Origin of the sequence: Bradyrhizobium sp. STM 3562, assembly GCF_045571435.1 — a bacterium.
Classification (GTDB): Bacteria; Pseudomonadota; Alphaproteobacteria; order Rhizobiales; family Xanthobacteraceae; genus Bradyrhizobium.
The window spans coordinates 4,166,467-4,184,131 of sequence record NZ_CP120694.1; the positions used below are offsets into that span (position 1 = coordinate 4,166,467).

A 17,665-nucleotide genomic window follows, 5' to 3' on the forward strand; every position below is an offset into this window, starting at 1 on the left:
GGTTCGGATCTTCCCAACTAATTTCGCGAACAGGTTTGGGCGAGCCAGGTCACACGGCGCGGCGATGGCGCGCATTGTGTTATTGAAGTGTCACGCACCGCTCAAGGCGAGTTGAGCTTCGTGAAGCCAAATTTAATGGGATAGGCGCGCCGCCTTCCTACATCTGGTGCAGGGCATCCGCGATCGGATGCCGCAACAAAGCAAATAGCTCGCAGTCCGGACAACACGCTCACCTCGTGAAGCGCGATCGCTTCGTCTTGGCCGCGCGCATTTGATCGATATCGGAGAAAGGACAATGGTTTCATTGAAGACTCTCGCCGCGGCCGTGCTGCTGTCGACAACCGTGGTCACACCGGCATTTGCGCAAGCTGCCATCCAGGAGCCGGGCGCGTTCGCGTTCTTCTATCCCAATCTCGACGTGCTCAACGGAGGCAGGCCGACGCCCGCAGCCAGGCTGTCCCCTGACTGGCCGGTCTTGAAGCATGCGTGTGCCGCGATCGGGGGCGGTATCACGAACTGTGACGACGGCTATGGTGCCTATGATCTCGCGCCGCGCGCACTCCCTGGCCATCATAACCGCTGGCACCACCGCAGGTGAGTTGCCGATGCGCGGAAAGGGCGAGGCGTTCCTCGCCCGCGCCACGGGGCCTTTCTATTTCTGGTCGCCGGAGTTGTAGCCGTCGGTGAGCGTCTGCAGGAAGCTCACCAATGCATTCTCCTCCTCATCCGACAACTCGAGATTGCCCATCCTGCTCTTGTTCATATTCTCCGTCGTCTCGGGACCCGGCCAGCAACCGGTGCCCTCGCGCGGATCGTTCGGCGCGCAGCGCGGCAGCACATCGCGCGTGTTGTAGAAGTGCACGACTTCCTTGAGGCTCTTGAAGTAGGCGTTATGGCCGTAGGCTTTAACAAAATCGGGGCTCGGCCGCTTGTCGACATTGCGCAGCGTCGGCACCTGGAAGCGTCCGCGATTCTGGGGCGCCAAGGGTTGCCAGCGCGCATCGACCGGCGAGGGATCGCTGAGCGGATGACCGTGCTCGAGAAAGCCGCCGACGCCGAGGTCGACGAAGGACGCGCCGTTCTTGTTGGCGACATAGCCGCGATCGTCGGGTGAACCCTCGGCGTAGTAGGGAAGGCGAGGATTGGCGGGGATGCCGATGTTACTTGCGGTGAAATCGGTAAAGAGCGGATCTTCGCCGGGGCCGCCGTCGCGGTGGCATTCGTTGCAACGCGCCTTGCCGCGAAAGAGTTCGTAGCCGGCCTGCTCCTGTGGCGTGAATTGCGCCTTGCGCGCCAGCACCGCATCGAATTTGGACGAGAAGGCTGTCACTTCATGCGCAGCCTCGTAGCCTGCGATGGATTGCGCCATCTGGTCGAATGTCGCGGCGATCCGGCCCCGATCGACCGTGTTCAGATGCACCGGCAGGGGATCGTTGGCAGGGGCTGGGCCGGGATTGTTGCAGACCGTTTCCGTGTCGGTCGGCCAGCTAACCGCGAAGGCCTGCGTGCCCCACACCTTCTCGAACAGCGCGCGATAGGGACGCCGCGAGGCGCGGTAGACGAAGCAGGCCGCATCTGGAAGGCCCATCTCGACCGGGTTGACAGGCGGTCCCTCGGCCTGCTCCGCGGCGGGATTGCCGAGCCTGCGTCCGGTTGCGCGCATGTCCCAGAAATTGCCGCCGACAAGATCCCCTTGTCCGGCGTTGTAGTGGAGCACCGGCGACAGCGGCGCGTAGGCGTGGCTTTGCGGCTTGCGCTCGCTGAAGCGGGTACGCACCGATCCAGGATAAGATCCCGTGGTGCGATTCAACTCCGAAACGGGTCCGGTAAATCCCGTCTCCGGCATGTGACAGAACGTGCAGGCCTCGTTGCGGTTCACGGAAAGCTGCTTATCGTAGAGGATAGCCTTGCCGAGCAGTTCGACCTGCTGCACCTGGTTGTCTGGAGGCGTGCTCAGCCGCTCGAGCGTCTCCACCTCAATGCGGTCGATCTCCGCTTCCACTTTCTCGATCTCGCGAAGGGCCGCGGGCGAGAGCCGCGACTGCTCGCCGGCGATCAGGGTCGGCGCAGTCAGTGCGGCAGAAGCGATCAGAGCCGATACCGGGAACAGAAGATGCGGCGATTTCATGTCTTCCCGATCAAAGTTACTGTATCAAAATGGAATGAAGGTCGGCCTGCGACCAGGACTGGCTTCGGACCGTAAGTCGTGTCCCCCGGTCGGTTTACCGGATATTTCAGCGACCTCGTTCACGGGTTTGCGCAAGGCGCGAGCGTGTTGCGGAGCCGATCGGTTACGGCCAGGTGTCGTCGGGCAAATTGACGACGATCGGCGTTGCGGTGCTGCGTACGACGATCCAGCGAAACGGCTGGGTCTGCGAGACGTTGATTTCCATGTGCGGGAGGTATGGAGGGACGCGGATGAAGTCGCCGGTCTTGGCGCGGGCGCTGAACTGCCCCCGCTCGCCCCAACGTATCTCGCAAACGCCTGATAGGACGTAAGCGATGGTTTTCTGCTCACCATGGTGGTGGATTCCCGTCTTGGCTCCAGGCTTGACGTCAAACAAGCCACCCCAAAGGGCGGAGAAAATTCCAAGCGACGGCGCAATCGCGGCGTACCGCTCGGAGCCCGGCGTCTGCGCGGTGTCACGGTCAAACTGGTCGGGTGAGATGACTTGGATGTCAGGGGAATTCATGCTGCGCTCGATTGATCCTAGCTGGAGTTGCCACTCATTCGGCCGGGACGTGCGTAGGGTTGCCGGCGAGGCTGTGCCCCTTCGCCCCGAACAACCAGGTCTGCAGCCTGTCGAGATAGATATAGACGATAGGCGTGGTGTAGAGCGTCAGCACCTGCGACACGGCGAGGCCGCCGACGATGGCATAGCCGAGCGGCTGGCGAATCTCCGATCCAACCCCGGTCCCCACCATCATCGGTACGGCGCCGAGCAGGGCCGCCATCGTGGTCATCAGGATCGGCCGGAATCGCTTGACGCAGGCCTGATAGATTGATTGTTCGGTCGTCAGCCCTTCATTCTGCTCGGCTTGCAGCGCGAAGTCGACCAGCATGATGCCATTCTTCTTGACGATGCCGATGAGCAGGACGATGCCGACGATGGCAATGACGCTCAGATCGTAGTGAGCCGCCATCAGCAGCAGCAGTGCGCCCACGCCGGCGGAGGGGAGCGTCGAGATGATGGTGATCGGATGGATGGTGCTTTCGTAAAGCACGCCAAGGATCAGATAGATCACAAATAGCGATGCGGCGATGAGGATCGGCGTGCTCTTGAGCGATGCACCGAACGCTTGCGCGTTGCCCTGGAAACTGGTCTGCAATGAGAGCGCTGGGTGCAGCTCCCTTTCAATTGCCTGAATGCCGCTGACGGCTTCGCCGATCGCGGCGCCAGGTGCCAGATTGAAGGAGATCGTCACCGAGGGGAACTGACCCTGGTGGTTCACCACGAGTGGGGCGACCTTCACCACGCTGTCGACCAGCGTGGAGAGAGGCACTTCCTGGCCGCTCGATGATTTGACGTAAATGCCGGTGAGCGCCTCCGGCCCATACTGGAATTTGGGATTCACCTCCAGCACCACATGGTACTGCTGCAAGGTGGTGTACATGGTCGAGACGATCCGTTGGCCGAACGCGTCGTCGAGCGTGTTGTCGATGGTATAGGGCAGGATGCCGTAGCTTGATGCGACTTCGCGCTTGATCGTGATGTCGAGCAGTGGCCCGGCAGCGAGCTGGTCGGTGGTGACGTCGGTGACGCTGGGCAGCTTCTTGATCCGGTCAAGGAACAGCCCGGCCCAATGGTTGAGTTCACCGGGATCGGCATCGTTCATGGTGTATTGAAACTGCGTCTTGTTCAGCCGCGCGCCGATCGTAATGTCCTGGGCGGGCTGCATGTACAGGGTGATGCCCTGGATCTTTGCGAGATTGGTTCGCAGACGCGCTATCACCCTGTCGATCGGGTCACGCTGATCAGCGGGTTTGAGCTGAATGAACACGCGCCCGTCGTTGATCGTGTAGGTGCCGCCGCCGGCGCCCACGGCCGAGCCAACACTGGCGACGGCCGGATCTCGCATGATGCCATTGAGCAAGGCCTGCTGGCGCTCGGCCATAGCCTGGAAGGAAATGTCCTGTGCCGCCTCCGATTGGCCGATGATCAATCCCGTATCCTGCTCGGGAAAGAAGCCCTTCGGGATGATCAGGTAGAGATATCCGGTCAACACGATCGTGCCGATCATCACCATGAGCGTGGTGAAGCGATGGCGCATCACGATCTTCAATCCCGCCTCATAAACGCCGAGCAGACCGTCGAAGCCTCGCTCCGATATCCGGTAGATCCAACCATGTTGCTTGTTCTCGGGCTTGAGCAGGTAAGCGCACATCATCGGCGTCAGCGTGCGCGAGATCACGAGCGAAAGCACGAGGGCGACGCTGACGGTGACGGCAAATTCGCGGAACAGCAGTCCGACATAGCCGCTCATCAGGAACAGGGGAATGAACACGGCGATCAGCGAGAAGGTGATCGCCATCACCGTGAAGCCGATTTCGCCGGATCCTTTCATCGCCGCGTCATAGGGAGAAAGACCCTCCTCGATATGTCGCGTGATGTTCTCGATCTCCACCACCGCGTCGTCGACCACGAATCCGACGGCAATCGACAGCGCCATCAATGACAGGTTGTCGAGGCTGTAGCCCAGTTCGTAAAGGACGGCGAAGGTACCGATCAGGGACAGCGGCACGGTCACAGCGGGAATGATGGTTGCCCAGAGGCTGCGCAGGAAGATGAAGATGACCATCACGACGAGTGCGACCGTGAGCAGCAGCGTGAACTGCACATCGGCCACCGACGAGCGGATCGTATCGGTCCGGTCGGAGATGACATTGATCTTGATGGCGGCGGGGATTGACGCCTGAAGGGCCGGCATCATGTCCCTGATGCGTTGGACCGTCTGGATGACGTTGGCGCCGGGCTGGCGCTGGATCGCCAGAATGATGGCGCGCTGGTTATTGTACCAGCCCGCGATCAGGTGGTTTTCGGGGGCGCTGATGACGCGACCAATGTCGCGAAGGCGCACCGGCGATCCGTTGCGATAGGCAATGACGAGGTCGGCGTATTTGTCGGGCTGAAACAGTTGATCGTTGGTATTGAGCGTATAGGTCTGGCGTGGACTGTTGAGCGTGCCCTTCGCGAGGTCGACATTCGCCTGGCCGAGCACGGTGCGCACGTCTTCCAGATTGATGCCGCGCGCAGCGAGCGCCTGCGGATCGACCTGGACGCGAACCGACGCTTTCTGTTGACCGCCGACGCCGACGAGGCCGACGCCTGAGATCTGCGAGATCTTCTGCTGCAGGATGTTTTCCGCATAGGCATCGACGGTGGTGATGGGCAGGGTGTCCGAAGTGATGCCCAGCACGAGAATCGGTGTGTCGGCGGGGTTCACCTTTCGGATGGTGGGCGGATACGGCATGCCCGTCGGGAGGTACGGGCTGGCCGCATTGATCGCCGAGAGCGTGTCGCTCACGGCGCCGTCGATCTGCCGGCTTAAATCGAACTGCAGCGTGACCTGGGTATAACCGAGGGCGCTGGCCGAGGTCATCTGCCTCAGGCCGGGAATCTCCCCGAACTGCGTTTCGAGCGGCGATGCGACGGACGACGCCATGGTCTGCGGATCGGCGCCCGGCAACTGCGCGGTGACCGTGAGCGTCGGGTAGTTGATGTTGGGCAGCGCCGCCACCGGCAGGAGCGGATAGGCGACGAGGCCGCCAGCAAGCAATCCCACCATGATCAGTGCGGTCGCGATCGGCCGTCGGATGAAGGGAGCTGATATGTTCATGGGATCGGCGCCTGCATTGCATCCTGCGCGGCCGCTTCCTCGGCCGCCTTGCCGTGCAGGATCGTGACATGCGTGCCCGGCTGCAGCTTGTATTGTCCGTCAACGACGACTTGCTCGTTGGCTTTCAGTCCCGCATCGATGAGCGCCTGGCCGTCGGCGATCTGCGCCACCTTGATCTGGCGTACCGACACGGTGTTGTCGGGGTCGATGACATAGGCATAGGCTCCGTTCGGGCCCTGCTGCACGACGGAAGCCGGGACCGTCAGGCCGTTATGCCTGAGATCGACGAGCAGGCGCGCGTTGACGAGCTCGCCCGGCCATAGCGCGCGCGACTTGTTGGGGAAGTTCGCCTTGAGTTGGATGGAGCCGGTGGTCTGCAGGATTTCATTGTTGACGAGCGCAAGTTGGCCGTCGGCAAGCCGGATCGTATTGTCCTGGCTGTAGGCGAGGACGGGCAACGGGGCCTTGGTCTCTTGCTGCCGGCGCTGGATCTGCGGCAGCACCGTTTCGGGCAAGGTGAAGATGAGCGAGATCGGATCGAGCTGGGTGACTACGACGAGGCCGTTCGTCGTTGACGGGCTGATGATGTTGCCGACATCGATCTGACGGATCCCGACCACGCCCTCGATCGGCGAAGTCAGCCGGGTATAGCTGAGCTGCACGTTGGCCGCGTCGATCAGGGCCTTGTCGGTCTTGATGGCCGCCTGCAACTGTCCGACTTGCGCCTTCTGCGTTTCGATCAATTGTGGCGTGGCCCAGCCCTTGTCTCCGAGCTGACTGTAGCGCGTGAGATTAGCCCGCGCGTTGGTGAGCTGGGCCTGATCGCGCTCGAGATTCCCCGTATATTGTTCGATCAGCGCCTGGTAGGGACGCGGATCGATCTGGGCGAGCAGGTCGCCGGCATGCACGGCCTGACCTTCGGTGAAGTTGATGCTGGTGATCTGGCCCTGGATCTGGGCGCGCACGACGTCGGTGTTGTACGCGATCACCGTGCCGACCCCATTCAGATAGATCGGCACGTCATGCTGGGCGACCAGGCCGGCGACGACCGGGACTGGCGGGGGCGGCGCCGGAGCTGCGACCGCCTTCCGCAGCGGACTGACATGGCTGGAATAGAGGAGGCCGCCGGCAACGACCGCAGCCAGCAGGCTTGCGGAAACCACCACTGCTTTCTTCATGACTGCTTGCTCGCGGTTGGAAATGTGTTTGCCTAGCGGAGCTGGGTGGCTCCCGCTGCGAGGCCGGGCGCGGTGCTGGGATTCGGGGAGGAAATGGCTGTCGTCGTTGGCATTGCCGTTGTCGTGGTGGGCGAGGTGATGACGGGCATCGTCGGAACCATTGGGACCACAAGATCGGGCGTCGGGGCGACGCTCGGGGTCGGGATCGCCGCAGCGGAGCTGACTCCGAGACTGCCGATCTCGGTCGAATCCAGGGGAATGCCAGGCCGCGCGAGACCGCCGGGCGCAGCCGGTGTCGTCGGCGTCGACGACGTTACAATGTTGGACGAACCGGAACCGCACATACCGGACATGCCCGACGTGTCGATCATGGTCGAGGTTGGCGACGCCGACATCGACATCGTGCTAGCCGTTGTGGCGGGCGCGGTGGCGCCGAGAGTCGTGCCGCCGCCATCAAATGTGGCCGTCGACCCGAACATCGTCGAGGGCGACGTGCCGATGGTCGCGCATCCGGAGGGGCCGACCGTGCCGGTCGACGTCGGCGCCGGGCTTACGCCAGGAGAAATAATCTCTGTCGCGCCAAGCGGGATTCCGCTGCCGCCGACCGGCGTGGTTGGATCAATTCCGAGAGGCGATGTCGCGGACAGTGAAGGCGTGGGCGTCACGGCCATCTGCGCGAATGCGGAGCCTGCGAGGAGTGGCGAGATGACTGCGACGATCAGAAGGTGTTTCATGACGGACTCCTCGAACGCGATGGACGGTGAGCGGTGCGCGACCTGTCGCGGCTGCCGATCAAGATGGTCAGGATCGCGCGCGAGTTCGACTTAAAAAGTTTTTAGTATGCGGCGCGCGCACGCGCGCTCGATCACAAGCGGCGTCGAAACAAGCGCATACGCGCGAGCTGGTCGCGTCATCACTTGATCTTGAGCGCGCGTCTCGGGATGCTCGCCCGGTTTTGTGCCGAAGAGATCGCAACTGAATCCCGAAAAATCTGATCGGCTCTTCGCGGGGCAAGGACAACATTAAAACGCTATTTAATAGCGGAGGCCGTTCGTCGCGCATAACTCTGTCCACGAGCGGTCCCGCCGAGCTTGCCAGGAAGGCGGCGGACCAGGCCGCAGAGAGGACAGCGCGCGCCGCCCCTTCATGCCTCCTCCTCAGAGGGGCGGGCGTCGCTGTCCGGCTCTCACGAGCGTAAACGCGATGTCTTGCCGCCATCGATACGCTGGCGCTGCCTGCTCAGAGGCATATGCTTTCGGATAAGCGCGATGGGCACGCAGCCAATATCGGGGCGGCAGTCGGGGCCAAGTGGATGACCAAGGTACTTCTCATCGAAGATGACGGTGAAACGGCTGAGGAGATCTCCGCCGAGCTTGCCGACCGGGGCTTTGAGGTGGCATGGGCCGCAGACGGCGTCGATGGTCTGAACAAGGCGCGCGCATTGCGGCCGGACGCCATGATCGTGGACCGGCTGCTGCCGGGGATGGACGGCCTCACCGTCATCGAAACCCTGCGCAAGGATCAGTTTTCGACGCCGGTGCTGGTGCTGAGCGCGTTGGGTGCCGTCGACGACCGCGTGCGCGGCTTGCGCATGGGCGGGGACGATTACCTCACCAAGCCGTTCGCCATCGTCGAGCTCGTCGCGCGGATCGAGGCTCTGCTGCGCCGGCCCGTGGAAACCCGCGAGACCACGTTGCGGGTCGGGCAGCTTGAACTGGATTTGCTCAAACGCACGGCAAAACGCGGCAACCGGCAGATCGACCTCTTGCCACGCGAATTCCGGCTGCTTGAATACATGATGCGGCGAAGCGATCAGTTGCTGACACGCGCCATGCTGCTGGAAGAGGTCTGGAACTACAAATTCGTCCCCGCGACCAATCTCGTCGACGTGCATATGGGCCGCCTGCGGCACAAGGTGGACGAGGCGGGTGAGGCGCCCATGATCCACAATGTCCGGGGCGCCGGCTTTATCTTGCGCAGCGCCTCGTGATGGCGTCATCCGGCATGCCGAACACCGTCGCAACTTGGGGAGACGTGTGCGAGCGCGTCAATTCGATGCCGCAGATGCGTTTCATACGGTCCAACACCTTCCGGTGGGCGTTCGCCGTTGCGGGCGTGTTCGCTGCTTTCATCCTCCTGCTGTTTGGGTTCATCTATCTGCGCATCGACGACTACCTGGTGGTGCGCACCGACCGCATGATCGAAAACCAGATGACGGTCCTGGCGGCATTACCGCAGGAGCGGAGGATGAATGCCATCGAGGATCATCTGGCGGAAGATTCCAGGGGCGTTCAGTTTGCGGGGCTGTTCGATTCCGACGGACATCGCCTGGCGGGCAATCTCGCGCGCCTGCCCGAACTCAAGCTCGATGGGACCGTCCAGAACGCCTACGTCCGGCGGACGGATCAGGAGGAGCGTGGCGCCCAGCTCGTGCGGGCGGCCGGGCAGCGCCTGCCGACCGGCAACGTGCTGGTGATGGGACGCAATGTCGACGAGGCCCGGGAAATCTCCCATGTCGTCGGCCAGGCGCTGGCCTTGGGCCTGCTGCCGGCCTTTTGCCTCTGCCTGCTGGCGGGAGCCTGGCTAAGCGTGCGGGCGCAGCGGCGCGTCGAGGAGGTGAACCGGCGGGTCCAGCGCATCATCGCAGGCAATCTGCAGGAGCGGCTCCCGCATCGCGATGTCGATGAGCCGTTTTCAAGGCTCGCCGGCATCGTCAATGGCATGCTCGACGAAATGGAAGCCATGATCAACGCGCTCGCCGGCGTCGGCAACGACATCGCGCATGACCTGCGGACGCCGCTCACCCGCGCGCGGCTCGCGCTCGAGCGCGGTCGCACCAACGCCCAGAGCGTCGAGCAACTGCAGCAGGTCGTCGACAAGGCGATTGCGGGCATCGATCAGGCGCTTGCAATCATCACCGCGTTGTTGCGCCTGGCCGAGATCGAAAACGGCCGGCGTTCCGCGGCGTTCGGCAGCGTGGCGCTGGACGAGATGCTGCGCGAAGTCTGCGACGTCTATGAGCCGATCGCCGAGGACAAGGACATCGCTCTGAGCGTCGCGATCAGCCATAAGCGGACCGTGCGGGCCGACCGCGATCTTCTGTTCGAGGCGGTGGCCAACCTGGTCGACAACGCCATCAAGTTCACACCCAAAGGCGGCAAGGTCGACATCGGCCTGCTGTCATTGGATGATCAGACCACCGTGCGCGTGGCGGATACCGGTCCCGGGATTAGCGAGGAGGAGCGTGACGCGGTGCTGCGGCGCTTCTATCGCTCGGACAAGATCCGAAACACGCCGGGCGTCGGCCTGGGGCTGAGCCTGGTGGCAGCGATCGTGAAGCTGCACGGCTTCCATCTTGTAATCCATCCAGGACAGGGCGGGCGCGTCGATATCGTTTGCCCGGACCGGCCAGGCGAATAGAACAGGCGCTGGTCGCAGGCGCACAGTCATCGAACGGGAACGTGTTGCCGCGCCGTTCGTTGCGGCGAGGAGTTTCGGCAATTCCCGTGTGATAGCGCGAGGAGGACGATCATGACGTGGAGCGACCAGGTCGCGGTGGTTACGGGCGGTGCGCGCGGTATCGGCCGCGCGATTGCGCTGCATCTCGCAGGGCGCGGCGCAGCCGTATGCATCAACTATGCCGCGCATGGTGAAGCGGCCGAAAAGGTAGTCCAGGAAGTCAAGGCCGGCGGCGGGCGCGCCATCGCCGCCCATGCGGATGTCGCGGACTTTGCCGCCGTCCAGGCCATGATCACGCAGGCCGAGGCGCAGCTCGGTCCGGTGACGATCCTGATCAACAACGCCGGGGTGGCCTATCAGGCGATGCTCGATACCTTCAACCACGAGCAGTTCGAGCGCATGCGTCGCGTCAACGCCGACGGCATCATCCACGCGACGCGCGCGGTGATGGCAGGCATGCGCGCGCGTCGCTACGGCCGGATAGTCAACGTGGCCTCCATCGCCGCATTCGGCACCGCCCTGCCAGGCAATGCGTTCTACGCCGCGACCAAAGCAGAGGCCGCAATCCTCACCAAGCGGTTCGCGATGGAACTCGGACCTCAGGGCATCACCGTGAACGCCGTGGCGCCGGGCTTTGTCCGGACGGACATGACGCAGGGAAAGCGCAGTGCCGCCGAATGGGAGGCGCTCGAAAGGGCCATCGCCGAGCGATCGATCATGGGACGAATCGGAGAGCCGGCCGATATCGCCAACGCCGTGGCTTTCCTGGCCGCTCCGGACAGCGGATGGCTGACGGCCCAGATTATCACGGTGGATGGCGGTCGGATGGATTATGTCGGGCATTGATGATGCCCCATGACCTCCGCTGCAAGTGGCCTGCCAACAATCTCGGGTGATTGGCGTCGTAGACGAAGCGGTCCGGTGCCATGCGCGATACGCGTTCAAAACTTGAAACGAAGCCCCACCGTGGGGCGAGATTGTTGTGCAGGAGAAAGCCGGAGGCCAATCCGCCTTTGACCCGCGTGAACATCACGCCGGAATAGACATCCCACTTCGGCGCAAAATCTCCAATCAACGGCGGCACCAGCACATTGGCGCGAATGCGGCTGATTTGCGGTCGAGAGCAGGCGACCATCATGCGGCAGATTGGCGCGACAGCACATCGCGCGTGCGTGGTAGCTGCTACGCGCGGCACAAAGCGGTTCGGGCAGGGCTTGAGACGATATATAGGGAGCCGTACGAAAGATCCTTCAGCATCACGAGGGAGAGCGTGGAGACCATTACCGTTGCGTTGATTCTGCTTTTGGCCGTGATTGTCAGTGGCGCGCTCGCGCGCATGTCGCCGGTCTCTCTGCCGCTGCCGCTCGTCCAGATCGTTATCGGCGTGCTCATTGCGTCGGTCGCCGATCTTGGAGTGGAACTAAAGCCGGACATTTTCTTCCTGCTGTTCTTGCCGCCGCTTCTGTTTCTGGACGGCTGGCGGATCCCGAAGGAAGGCCTGTTTCGTGACAAGGGCACGATCCTGGAGCTGGCGCTCGGGCTCGTGGTGTTCACGGTCGTCGGCGTCGGCTACTTCATCAACTGGATGATTCCGACGATGCCGCTGGCCGTGGCCTTTGCGTTGGCAGCCATCATCTCTCCCACCGATCCCATCGCTGTGTCCGCGATCTCCGCGCGCGTGCCGATTCCTCGTCGGTTGATGCACATCCTGGAGGGAGAATCGCTGCTCAATGATGCGTCCGGCCTCGTTTGCATGCGATTTGCAGTCGCTGCGGCGCTTACCGGGACGTTCTCGCTGCCGGCAGCGTTCACAACCTTCCTCTGGCTTGCCGCGGGGGGTATCTCGATAGGCGTCGGAGTGACCTGGGCCGTGACCGTGGCGAAGAACTGGGTCTCGCGGCATTTCGGCGAAGAGACGGGCTCGCAAATCCTGATCAGCCTGCTGATCCCGTTCGGCGCGTATCTTCTAGCCGAACGCCTGCATTGCTCGGGCATTCTTGCGGCGGTCGCCGCCGGCATCACCATGAGTTATGTCGAGCAGGGCGGCCAGGCGCTTCCCGTCACCCGCATTCGTCGCAGCGCGGTCTGGGACCTGGTACAGTTTACCGCCAACGGTGTGATCTTCGTCCTGCTTGGCGAGCAACTCCCGAAACTCTTCGACGATGCGGCGAGGGTCGTCCACGAGACCGGGCACCATGACCCGGTCTGGCTGCTGGTCTATGTCATCGCAATCACTCTCACGCTTGCGTTCCTGCGCTACGTCTGGGCATGGACCTCGCTGCGGTTTACGCTGTTTCGCGCGCATCTGAAGGGCGAAAAGCCGTATATTCCCGGTTGGCGGCTGATCGCGGCAACCGCATTCGCCGGCGTGCGGGGCGCGATCACGCTCGCGGGTGTGCTGACGCTGCCCTTGACGATGAATGACGGATCTGTGTTCCCGGCGCGGGAGCTCGCGATCTTCCTTGCCGCCGGCGTCATTATCGTCTCGCTGCTCGCCGCAAGCCTGTTGTTGCCGTATCTGCTGCGGGATTTGGAGCTGCCGCCTGAGCCGTCGCATCAGGAAGAAGAGGACCGGGCTCGCATCGCCGCAGCGGAGGCCGCGATCCAGGCGATCGAGCAGGCGCAGCACGACATGGGCGAAGGACAAAGCGACGCCGATCTCTATACCGACGCCGGCGTCCGCATCATGGCGCTGTATCGCCAGCGTATTGATGGTCGATCGAAAGTCGGCAAGGAAGCCGAGCTGGCGCAGAAAATCGACGAGATCGAACGTCGCCTTCGCCTGGTCGGCCTTCGTGCCGAACGCGCGGAATTGTATCGCATCGCTCGCGAACGCGCCCTCTCCGACGATACGGCCCGCAAGCTCGTGAGAGAAGTGGATCTGCTGGAATCCCGCTTCGCGGTGACGTGATGACGCGAGGTTTGCGGCGCGAATGACGATGAGTGCGGTCCGTAAGATTACGGTCCTCGCTTCCTCTGGCACCTATTTTGCAGTGCACAATTCAGGAGATGAGGCGGTGAGCTGCGCAATTTGGAACGCCGCCACCTTCTGCGGCTTTGCGAATTGCGAGAGGCTTCAACGGATCGATGGTGATGGAACGATCAACGGCAGTTTGGCGGGACCGGACGAGCTTTGTGACATTTTCTCTGGTCCTTGCTATCGCGGTTCATAGTCTAACACTTCACAACGCGGCGGCGCGCGACCTGGACGGCCGCTACGCGAACTCGCCGCTCAAGGGCTGGTTCGAAAGCCTGCACTCTAGCAAGGGTCCTTGCTGCTCCGATGCCGACGGGACCGCATTGGCGGATGTCGATTGGGAGGCGAAGGACGGCCATTATCGTGTGCGCATCGAAGGCGAGTGGTGGGACGTACCGGACGAGGCCGTGATTAAGGAGCCGAACCGTGCCGGGCGGACCATTGTATGGCCGATCTATCATTGGACGGTCGGCGGACCGTTACGGGTCGAGATAAGGTGCTTCATGCCGGGCACCATGACGTAGGTGGCCGCGCGGTGCCGCATGCGGGGCGTGTTTGCTGATCCCCTTAGGGCCTACGGCGCTGCGGCTGTTTGAGCTATACTGACTCCCGCGATGGAGTGCCGGCAGAGTGGGATCGACACCGCGCCGGCACGGCTCGCAGGCGAAAGGGAGTTTTTTGAATGATCAAGGCAGGGAAGCTTGCGGCGGCCACATTCGCCGCCTGGGCGGTTCTGGCGTGTCTCGGCTCGAACGCACTGGCCGCACAGTGCGGCAGCGGCCCAGGGGGCTTCGAGGCCTGGAAACGGACGTTTGCCGAGGAGGCGAGGGCGAAGGGCATCGGCGGGGCGGGCATCTCCGCCTTGATGCAGACGAATTATGCGAGCGCGACCATCGCCGCCGACCGCAGCCTCCATAGTTTCAGCCTGTCGCTCGATCAATTCCTCGCCAAGCGCGGCGCCGCCACGATTGTGGCGCGCGGTCGCGCCATGAAACAGTCCCATGCCGCGCTGTTCGCATCGATCGAGCAACGCTACGGCGTGCCGCCGGGCCCGCTGATCGCGATCTGGGGCATGGAGACCGGTTTCGGAAGCCAGCGCGGCAATCAGAACATGCTGTCGTCGATTGCCACGCTCGCCTACGACTGCCGGCGGCCGGAATATTTCACTGACCAGCTTTATGCTGCCCTGAAACTGATCGATCGCGGGGTGCTGTCGGCGAGCACGCGCGGCTCCATGCACGGTGAACTCGGCCAGACGCAGTTCCTGCCGAAGACCATGCTGGAATACGGCACCGGCAATCTCGACAACGCCGCCAATGCTCTGAGTTCGACGGCGAACTTCCTGAAAGCCCATGGCTGGCAGGCCGGCGCGGGCTACCAGCCGGGCGAGCCGAATTTCGCGGCCATCCAAGCCTGGAATGCGGCGGGGGTCTACCAGAAGGCGATCGCGCTGATGGGACGACAGATCGATGGTGGTGAGCGCGGAGCCGCGATGCGATAGTTGGCGGCGCTAGCAAGGCTGCCGTCGGTCGCTATCGCGGCTGTGCCTTGCAAACGGCGCGGCCTTGGGTGATCGCAAAGAAGCCGGCGAACAGCGGTTCAACCGCTCGAGGCGATCTTGAGAATTGCGGCGATCCTGCTGCGCAGGCGCGCCGCGCTTTCGACAATCTGGCCTTCAGTCTGGGCCTCTAGGGTCTGGCCGTGGCCGACAAACCTAGGATCTGTTGGCAGGGGATCAGGATCATCTGCCGCGGGAAGATCGGCAAGCCTGGCGGCCGAAGCGTGATCTTCGGACCATATGATGGCATCGAAGCACATACCGCGCCTCAGCATCTCTGCTTCCAGGGCGCTCGCATGCTCGATCCAATCAGGCGTTTCGCGAACTCGAAATCGTCGTTTCTGGCCTAACTTGTTGAGCTCGTCGTCGACAGCCAGTGCGCCTCGCGCACCATGGTGCATCATCAGCAGGGTGTCGTTTGTGAACGCCTGATAATTCATGGGGACTCCCCGAACCAAAGTCCCGCGCTGTGGAAGCAGTTTTTGTAGCCAACACTTTAAAGACCAGTTAATGGCGACCGCGGCATAATGCACGATCAAGTGAAAACGCAAGCGCATAGGACGTAACGGCGCCTCCTGTTTATCTGCTCAGCGGCCTGGATTGTCAGATCAGGAGATCGACGCGGCCGCTTGTGTCTCGTTCAGCCGCAAGGGCTCGCTGCCGCCAGCGCAGCATCAGCTTGGCGAGTGCTTCGGCGGACAATCCGTAAGTGTCGATCAGCGCGACGTCGCGGCTCGGCTGTGCCGCTTCTTCGCTCGCCGGCCCATCTTCCTTCGACTGTGTGTTGCTGTACCAGACCGATTTGGCATGGGAACGCGCCGCAGCCACCGCGTCGGCCCTGATGACGGTGCTGTCGCGCCAATGGATGCGGGGCCGCTGGAAGAACAACGTTCGTTCCTCGAACCCGCTTGCATCCAGCGTCAAAGAAGCCGCCCCAGGAACGAGCCGTGCTGCGGAGACGAGCAGGCAGGCACCGAAGAATCCAACCCCGATCCAGCCCCAAACCGCGTAAGCGCTGTCATCGAGGATCAAGAGGCCGCCGATGACGACCAACGGCAGTGAGCCGGCGGCCAGCATCGCCCACTTCTCGCGCGACGGGTGCAATGTGACGGGCCCAGGAAATCGAGACAGAAGCTCCTCGACCGGGGCATCTCGTTCTGGTGTGTCCGACATTTCTTCGTCACTCATCCGGTCGGACGCGATCCATCGTCTTGCGCGGCCAAAAGTCTGCGGCCAAGTCTTTCGCAATTGCTGCCGTTTTCCAGGCTGGAGCATGCTCCGGACCTTGAGAGGTAACTTCAGCGCAGAATGGTCTTTTCCGAAAAGCTCATGCTCAATCAAAGACCCGGAGGCGATGGTGCTTTTGGCGTTAGCCCATCGCGCTCTGCGGCCTGCGGCCGACACGCGCAATCAGGGTCCGCGCACCGACCGGCAACGATGAGAACAGAGCTGACAGCAGATCGTGCGTCGCCATTACGAAACGTCTCCACCTTCCTCACGCATCGGCGGGCAGGCGCCCGCGCGCGGCAAGGTGGTGCGCAAATCTTAACAACCGCGCTTTTGCAAGCTGACAAATCGAAGCAATTTTTACTGGTCGCAGGACATGCGCGCCAGCGCCGCCAGCCGATCGAGACAACGAATTTTGTAGCCAGGGTCGAAGCGGGGAAATCCGGCTAGAGATCGCTCATTCGCTCGGGTGTGGTTCTGCGCACGATGGCAGGCTTGCCGGTGTTACCCGCGGCCAAAAGCGTGCTCATTTGGCCAAGCGGCGCTCCTGCTCCTTGAGCAGGGCTTCAAGCTCATCATTGTGCCGCGCGAGGCGCTCGGCGTTTCGCTCCTCGTCCGCGGCGCCTGACTGCGAGGTGGCTTGTGCGGTGATCTGGCGGATGTTGTCGCGCAGAATCGCGATGCGATGAGCGAGCTCCGCAGAAGACATTGAACTAAGATCAGCCATGGTCGTTTCCCCCGCTTGTCGTTCCCTTGCCGCGACCCCTCAGGGCGCAAATCCGGACGGCGCCGGACGGGCTTTCGGTTGTGCGGTCAGAAGAACTTCACTGCGTCTATATCATATTGCCCGGTCACCGGCATCCGGGCCGGGCGACCTGGATCGATCGTCTTGCCAATGATCTCGCCGTTGGCGCCAAGCATCTGTCCTATGTTAGCCTGATCGCCTGTCAAATCGCCTGCGCGAGGATCGAGGGGCAGGGCTCATCGTGGGGGAACAGAACCAAGGGAGCTGCTATGGCCAACTATACGGTCGGGTTGAAAACCGGGGCGCGCACCAGGGCGCTCACGATCGAAGCCGAGGACGCATTGCTCGCGGCGCTGAAGAGCAAGCTCGAAAATCCAGAGGCACTGATCATCTATGTTCGCAAAGCCAATCGGCGTGGCGATCGTCGCCATCCACATGAGGGGCTGCGGAGCAAGAAGATCGCATAGCGTGTCTGGGGCGCAACCTTGATTTGCGCGGCGGCCCGACCCGGGAGGCGGGCCGCGGGCTTGTGCGTCGCCACCTCCATCTCGTTCCGAGAGACCAGCCTGGCGGAACACGGATGTTGACGGCAGCCGCTGTTTGTAAGCCGCGAAGCGGGCTCGGAATGGCCGGGGGTTTATGGCATCCTTCCCCACATTGGACCGGTGGTGCGGCCCTATGAT

17 protein-coding genes are annotated in these 17,665 nt (G+C 62.6%); 9 read left to right on the forward strand and 8 right to left on the reverse strand.

The window, feature by feature from the left end; all coding sequences use genetic code 11:
* Positions 1 to 295 precede the first annotated feature (295 nt).
* A complete protein-coding gene (locus P6U23_RS19295; protein ID WP_407181262.1) occupies positions 296 to 598 on the forward strand; it encodes a hypothetical protein in 303 nt (100 codons plus the stop codon).
* Positions 599 to 652: 54 nt separating this feature from the next.
* Here P6U23_RS19295 and P6U23_RS19300 read toward each other — a convergent pair whose 3' ends face one another.
* The 4 genes from P6U23_RS19300 to P6U23_RS19315 all read right to left on the reverse strand — a co-directional run bounded on the left by P6U23_RS19300 (position 653) and on the right by P6U23_RS19315 (position 7,016).
* On the reverse strand, positions 653 to 2,128 hold the full coding sequence (locus P6U23_RS19300; RefSeq protein WP_407181263.1) for a cytochrome-c peroxidase: 1,476 nt from the start codon (positions 2,126 to 2,128) through the stop codon (positions 653 to 655).
* A 163-nt stretch (positions 2,129 to 2,291) separates the two neighbouring features.
* A complete protein-coding gene (locus tag P6U23_RS19305) occupies positions 2,292 to 2,693 on the reverse strand; it encodes a cupin domain-containing protein (protein ID WP_407181264.1) in 402 nt (133 codons plus the stop codon).
* Positions 2,694 to 2,727: 34 nt separating this feature from the next.
* The gene (locus P6U23_RS19310; RefSeq protein ID WP_407181265.1) at positions 2,728 to 5,838 is read right to left on the reverse strand and encodes an efflux RND transporter permease subunit; all 3,111 of its coding nucleotides are present in this window, start codon (positions 5,836 to 5,838) and stop codon (positions 2,728 to 2,730) included.
* Positions 5,835 to 7,016 (reverse strand): efflux RND transporter periplasmic adaptor subunit, encoded by a 1,182-nt coding sequence (locus tag P6U23_RS19315; protein ID WP_407181266.1) that lies wholly within the window; start codon positions 7,014 to 7,016, stop codon positions 5,835 to 5,837. The genes P6U23_RS19310 and P6U23_RS19315 overlap by 4 nt, the downstream gene beginning before the upstream one ends.
* Positions 7,017 to 7,109: 93 nt before the next feature.
* Between P6U23_RS19315 and P6U23_RS19320 the strand changes: the two genes are divergently transcribed.
* From P6U23_RS19320 to P6U23_RS19335, 4 genes are all read left to right on the forward strand, one after another.
* A complete protein-coding gene (locus tag P6U23_RS19320; RefSeq protein ID WP_407181267.1) occupies positions 7,110 to 7,844 on the forward strand; it encodes a hypothetical protein in 735 nt (244 codons plus the stop codon).
* 484 nt (positions 7,845 to 8,328) lie between these two features.
* Entirely contained in the window at positions 8,329 to 9,006 is a 678-nt protein-coding gene (locus P6U23_RS19325; RefSeq protein ID WP_407181268.1) for a response regulator transcription factor, read from the forward strand.
* Between the two features lie 74 nt (positions 9,007 to 9,080).
* Complete coding sequence (locus P6U23_RS19330; RefSeq protein WP_407181269.1) at positions 9,081 to 10,436, forward strand: sensor histidine kinase; 1,356 nt, start codon at positions 9,081 to 9,083, stop codon at positions 10,434 to 10,436.
* Between the two features lie 111 nt (positions 10,437 to 10,547).
* The gene (locus tag P6U23_RS19335; protein WP_407181270.1) at positions 10,548 to 11,321 is read left to right on the forward strand and encodes an SDR family NAD(P)-dependent oxidoreductase; all 774 of its coding nucleotides are present in this window, start codon (positions 10,548 to 10,550) and stop codon (positions 11,319 to 11,321) included.
* Here P6U23_RS19335 and P6U23_RS19340 read toward each other — a convergent pair.
* Positions 11,281 to 11,613 (reverse strand): hypothetical protein, encoded by a 333-nt coding sequence (locus P6U23_RS19340; RefSeq protein WP_407181271.1) that lies wholly within the window; start codon positions 11,611 to 11,613, stop codon positions 11,281 to 11,283. The two genes, P6U23_RS19335 and P6U23_RS19340, sit on opposite strands and share 41 nt — an antisense overlap.
* Before the next feature lie 132 nt (positions 11,614 to 11,745).
* Between P6U23_RS19340 and P6U23_RS19345 the strand changes: the two genes are divergently transcribed.
* The 3 genes from P6U23_RS19345 to P6U23_RS19355 all read left to right on the forward strand — a co-directional run bounded on the left by P6U23_RS19345 (position 11,746) and on the right by P6U23_RS19355 (position 14,953).
* On the forward strand, positions 11,746 to 13,386 hold the full coding sequence (locus P6U23_RS19345; protein ID WP_407181272.1) for a Na+/H+ antiporter: 1,641 nt from the start codon (positions 11,746 to 11,748) through the stop codon (positions 13,384 to 13,386).
* Positions 13,387 to 13,568: 182 nt separating this feature from the next.
* Positions 13,569 to 13,976 (forward strand): hypothetical protein, encoded by a 408-nt coding sequence (locus P6U23_RS19350; protein WP_407181273.1) that lies wholly within the window; start codon positions 13,569 to 13,571, stop codon positions 13,974 to 13,976.
* Positions 13,977 to 14,134: 158 nt separating this feature from the next.
* A complete protein-coding gene (locus P6U23_RS19355; RefSeq protein ID WP_407181274.1) occupies positions 14,135 to 14,953 on the forward strand; it encodes a lytic transglycosylase domain-containing protein in 819 nt (272 codons plus the stop codon).
* 98 nt (positions 14,954 to 15,051) lie between these two features.
* Here P6U23_RS19355 and P6U23_RS19360 read toward each other — a convergent pair whose 3' ends face one another.
* The 3 genes from P6U23_RS19360 to P6U23_RS19370 form a co-directional block, all read right to left on the reverse strand.
* The gene (locus P6U23_RS19360; RefSeq protein WP_407181275.1) at positions 15,052 to 15,450 is read right to left on the reverse strand and encodes a hypothetical protein; all 399 of its coding nucleotides are present in this window, start codon (positions 15,448 to 15,450) and stop codon (positions 15,052 to 15,054) included.
* Positions 15,451 to 15,613: 163 nt separating this feature from the next.
* Complete coding sequence (locus tag P6U23_RS19365; RefSeq protein ID WP_407181276.1) at positions 15,614 to 16,183, reverse strand: hypothetical protein; 570 nt, start codon at positions 16,181 to 16,183, stop codon at positions 15,614 to 15,616.
* Positions 16,184 to 16,763: 580 nt separating this feature from the next.
* On the reverse strand, positions 16,764 to 16,964 hold the full coding sequence (locus P6U23_RS19370) for a hypothetical protein (protein ID WP_024510189.1): 201 nt from the start codon (positions 16,962 to 16,964) through the stop codon (positions 16,764 to 16,766).
* A gap of 287 nt (positions 16,965 to 17,251) precedes the next feature.
* Here P6U23_RS19370 and P6U23_RS19375 point away from each other — a divergent pair, with 287 nt between their 5' ends.
* Positions 17,252 to 17,449 carry a hypothetical protein gene (locus P6U23_RS19375; protein ID WP_407181277.1) on the forward strand — a complete coding sequence of 66 codons (198 nt, stop codon included), beginning with the start codon at positions 17,252 to 17,254 and terminating at the stop codon, positions 17,447 to 17,449.
* The last annotated feature ends 216 nt before the right edge of the window (positions 17,450 to 17,665 follow it).

What these genes read in the sequence shown, in the direction of transcription:
- P6U23_RS19355 (WP_407181274.1), top strand. Translation starts at nt 14,135, where the DNA reads ATGATCAAGGCAGGGAAGCTTGCGGCGGCCACATTCGCCGCCTGGGCG.
- P6U23_RS19330 (WP_407181269.1), top strand. Translation starts at nt 9,081, where the DNA reads ATGCGTTTCATACGGTCCAACACCTTCCGGTGGGCGTTCGCCGTTGCG.
- P6U23_RS19295 (WP_407181262.1), top strand. Translation starts at nt 296, where the DNA reads ATGGTTTCATTGAAGACTCTCGCCGCGGCCGTGCTGCTGTCGACAACC.
- P6U23_RS19360 (WP_407181275.1), bottom strand. Translation starts at nt 15,450, where the DNA reads ATGAATTATCAGGCGTTCACAAACGACACCCTGCTGATGATGCACCAT.
- P6U23_RS19320 (WP_407181267.1), top strand. Translation starts at nt 7,110, where the DNA reads ATGGCTGTCGTCGTTGGCATTGCCGTTGTCGTGGTGGGCGAGGTGATG.
- P6U23_RS19305 (WP_407181264.1), bottom strand. Translation starts at nt 2,693, where the DNA reads ATGAATTCCCCTGACATCCAAGTCATCTCACCCGACCAGTTTGACCGT.
- P6U23_RS19350 (WP_407181273.1), top strand. Translation starts at nt 13,569, where the DNA reads ATGGAACGATCAACGGCAGTTTGGCGGGACCGGACGAGCTTTGTGACA.
- P6U23_RS19315 (WP_407181266.1), bottom strand. Translation starts at nt 7,016, where the DNA reads ATGAAGAAAGCAGTGGTGGTTTCCGCAAGCCTGCTGGCTGCGGTCGTT.
- P6U23_RS19365 (WP_407181276.1), bottom strand. Translation starts at nt 16,183, where the DNA reads ATGTCGGACACACCAGAACGAGATGCCCCGGTCGAGGAGCTTCTGTCT.
- P6U23_RS19370 (WP_024510189.1), bottom strand. Translation starts at nt 16,964, where the DNA reads ATGGCTGATCTTAGTTCAATGTCTTCTGCGGAGCTCGCTCATCGCATC.
- P6U23_RS19300 (WP_407181263.1), bottom strand. Translation starts at nt 2,128, where the DNA reads ATGAAATCGCCGCATCTTCTGTTCCCGGTATCGGCTCTGATCGCTTCT.
- P6U23_RS19375 (WP_407181277.1), top strand. Translation starts at nt 17,252, where the DNA reads ATGGCCAACTATACGGTCGGGTTGAAAACCGGGGCGCGCACCAGGGCG.
- P6U23_RS19310 (WP_407181265.1), bottom strand. Translation starts at nt 5,838, where the DNA reads ATGAACATATCAGCTCCCTTCATCCGACGGCCGATCGCGACCGCACTG.
- P6U23_RS19335 (WP_407181270.1), top strand. Translation starts at nt 10,548, where the DNA reads ATGACGTGGAGCGACCAGGTCGCGGTGGTTACGGGCGGTGCGCGCGGT.
- P6U23_RS19325 (WP_407181268.1), top strand. Translation starts at nt 8,329, where the DNA reads ATGACCAAGGTACTTCTCATCGAAGATGACGGTGAAACGGCTGAGGAG.
- P6U23_RS19340 (WP_407181271.1), bottom strand. Translation starts at nt 11,613, where the DNA reads ATGATGGTCGCCTGCTCTCGACCGCAAATCAGCCGCATTCGCGCCAAT.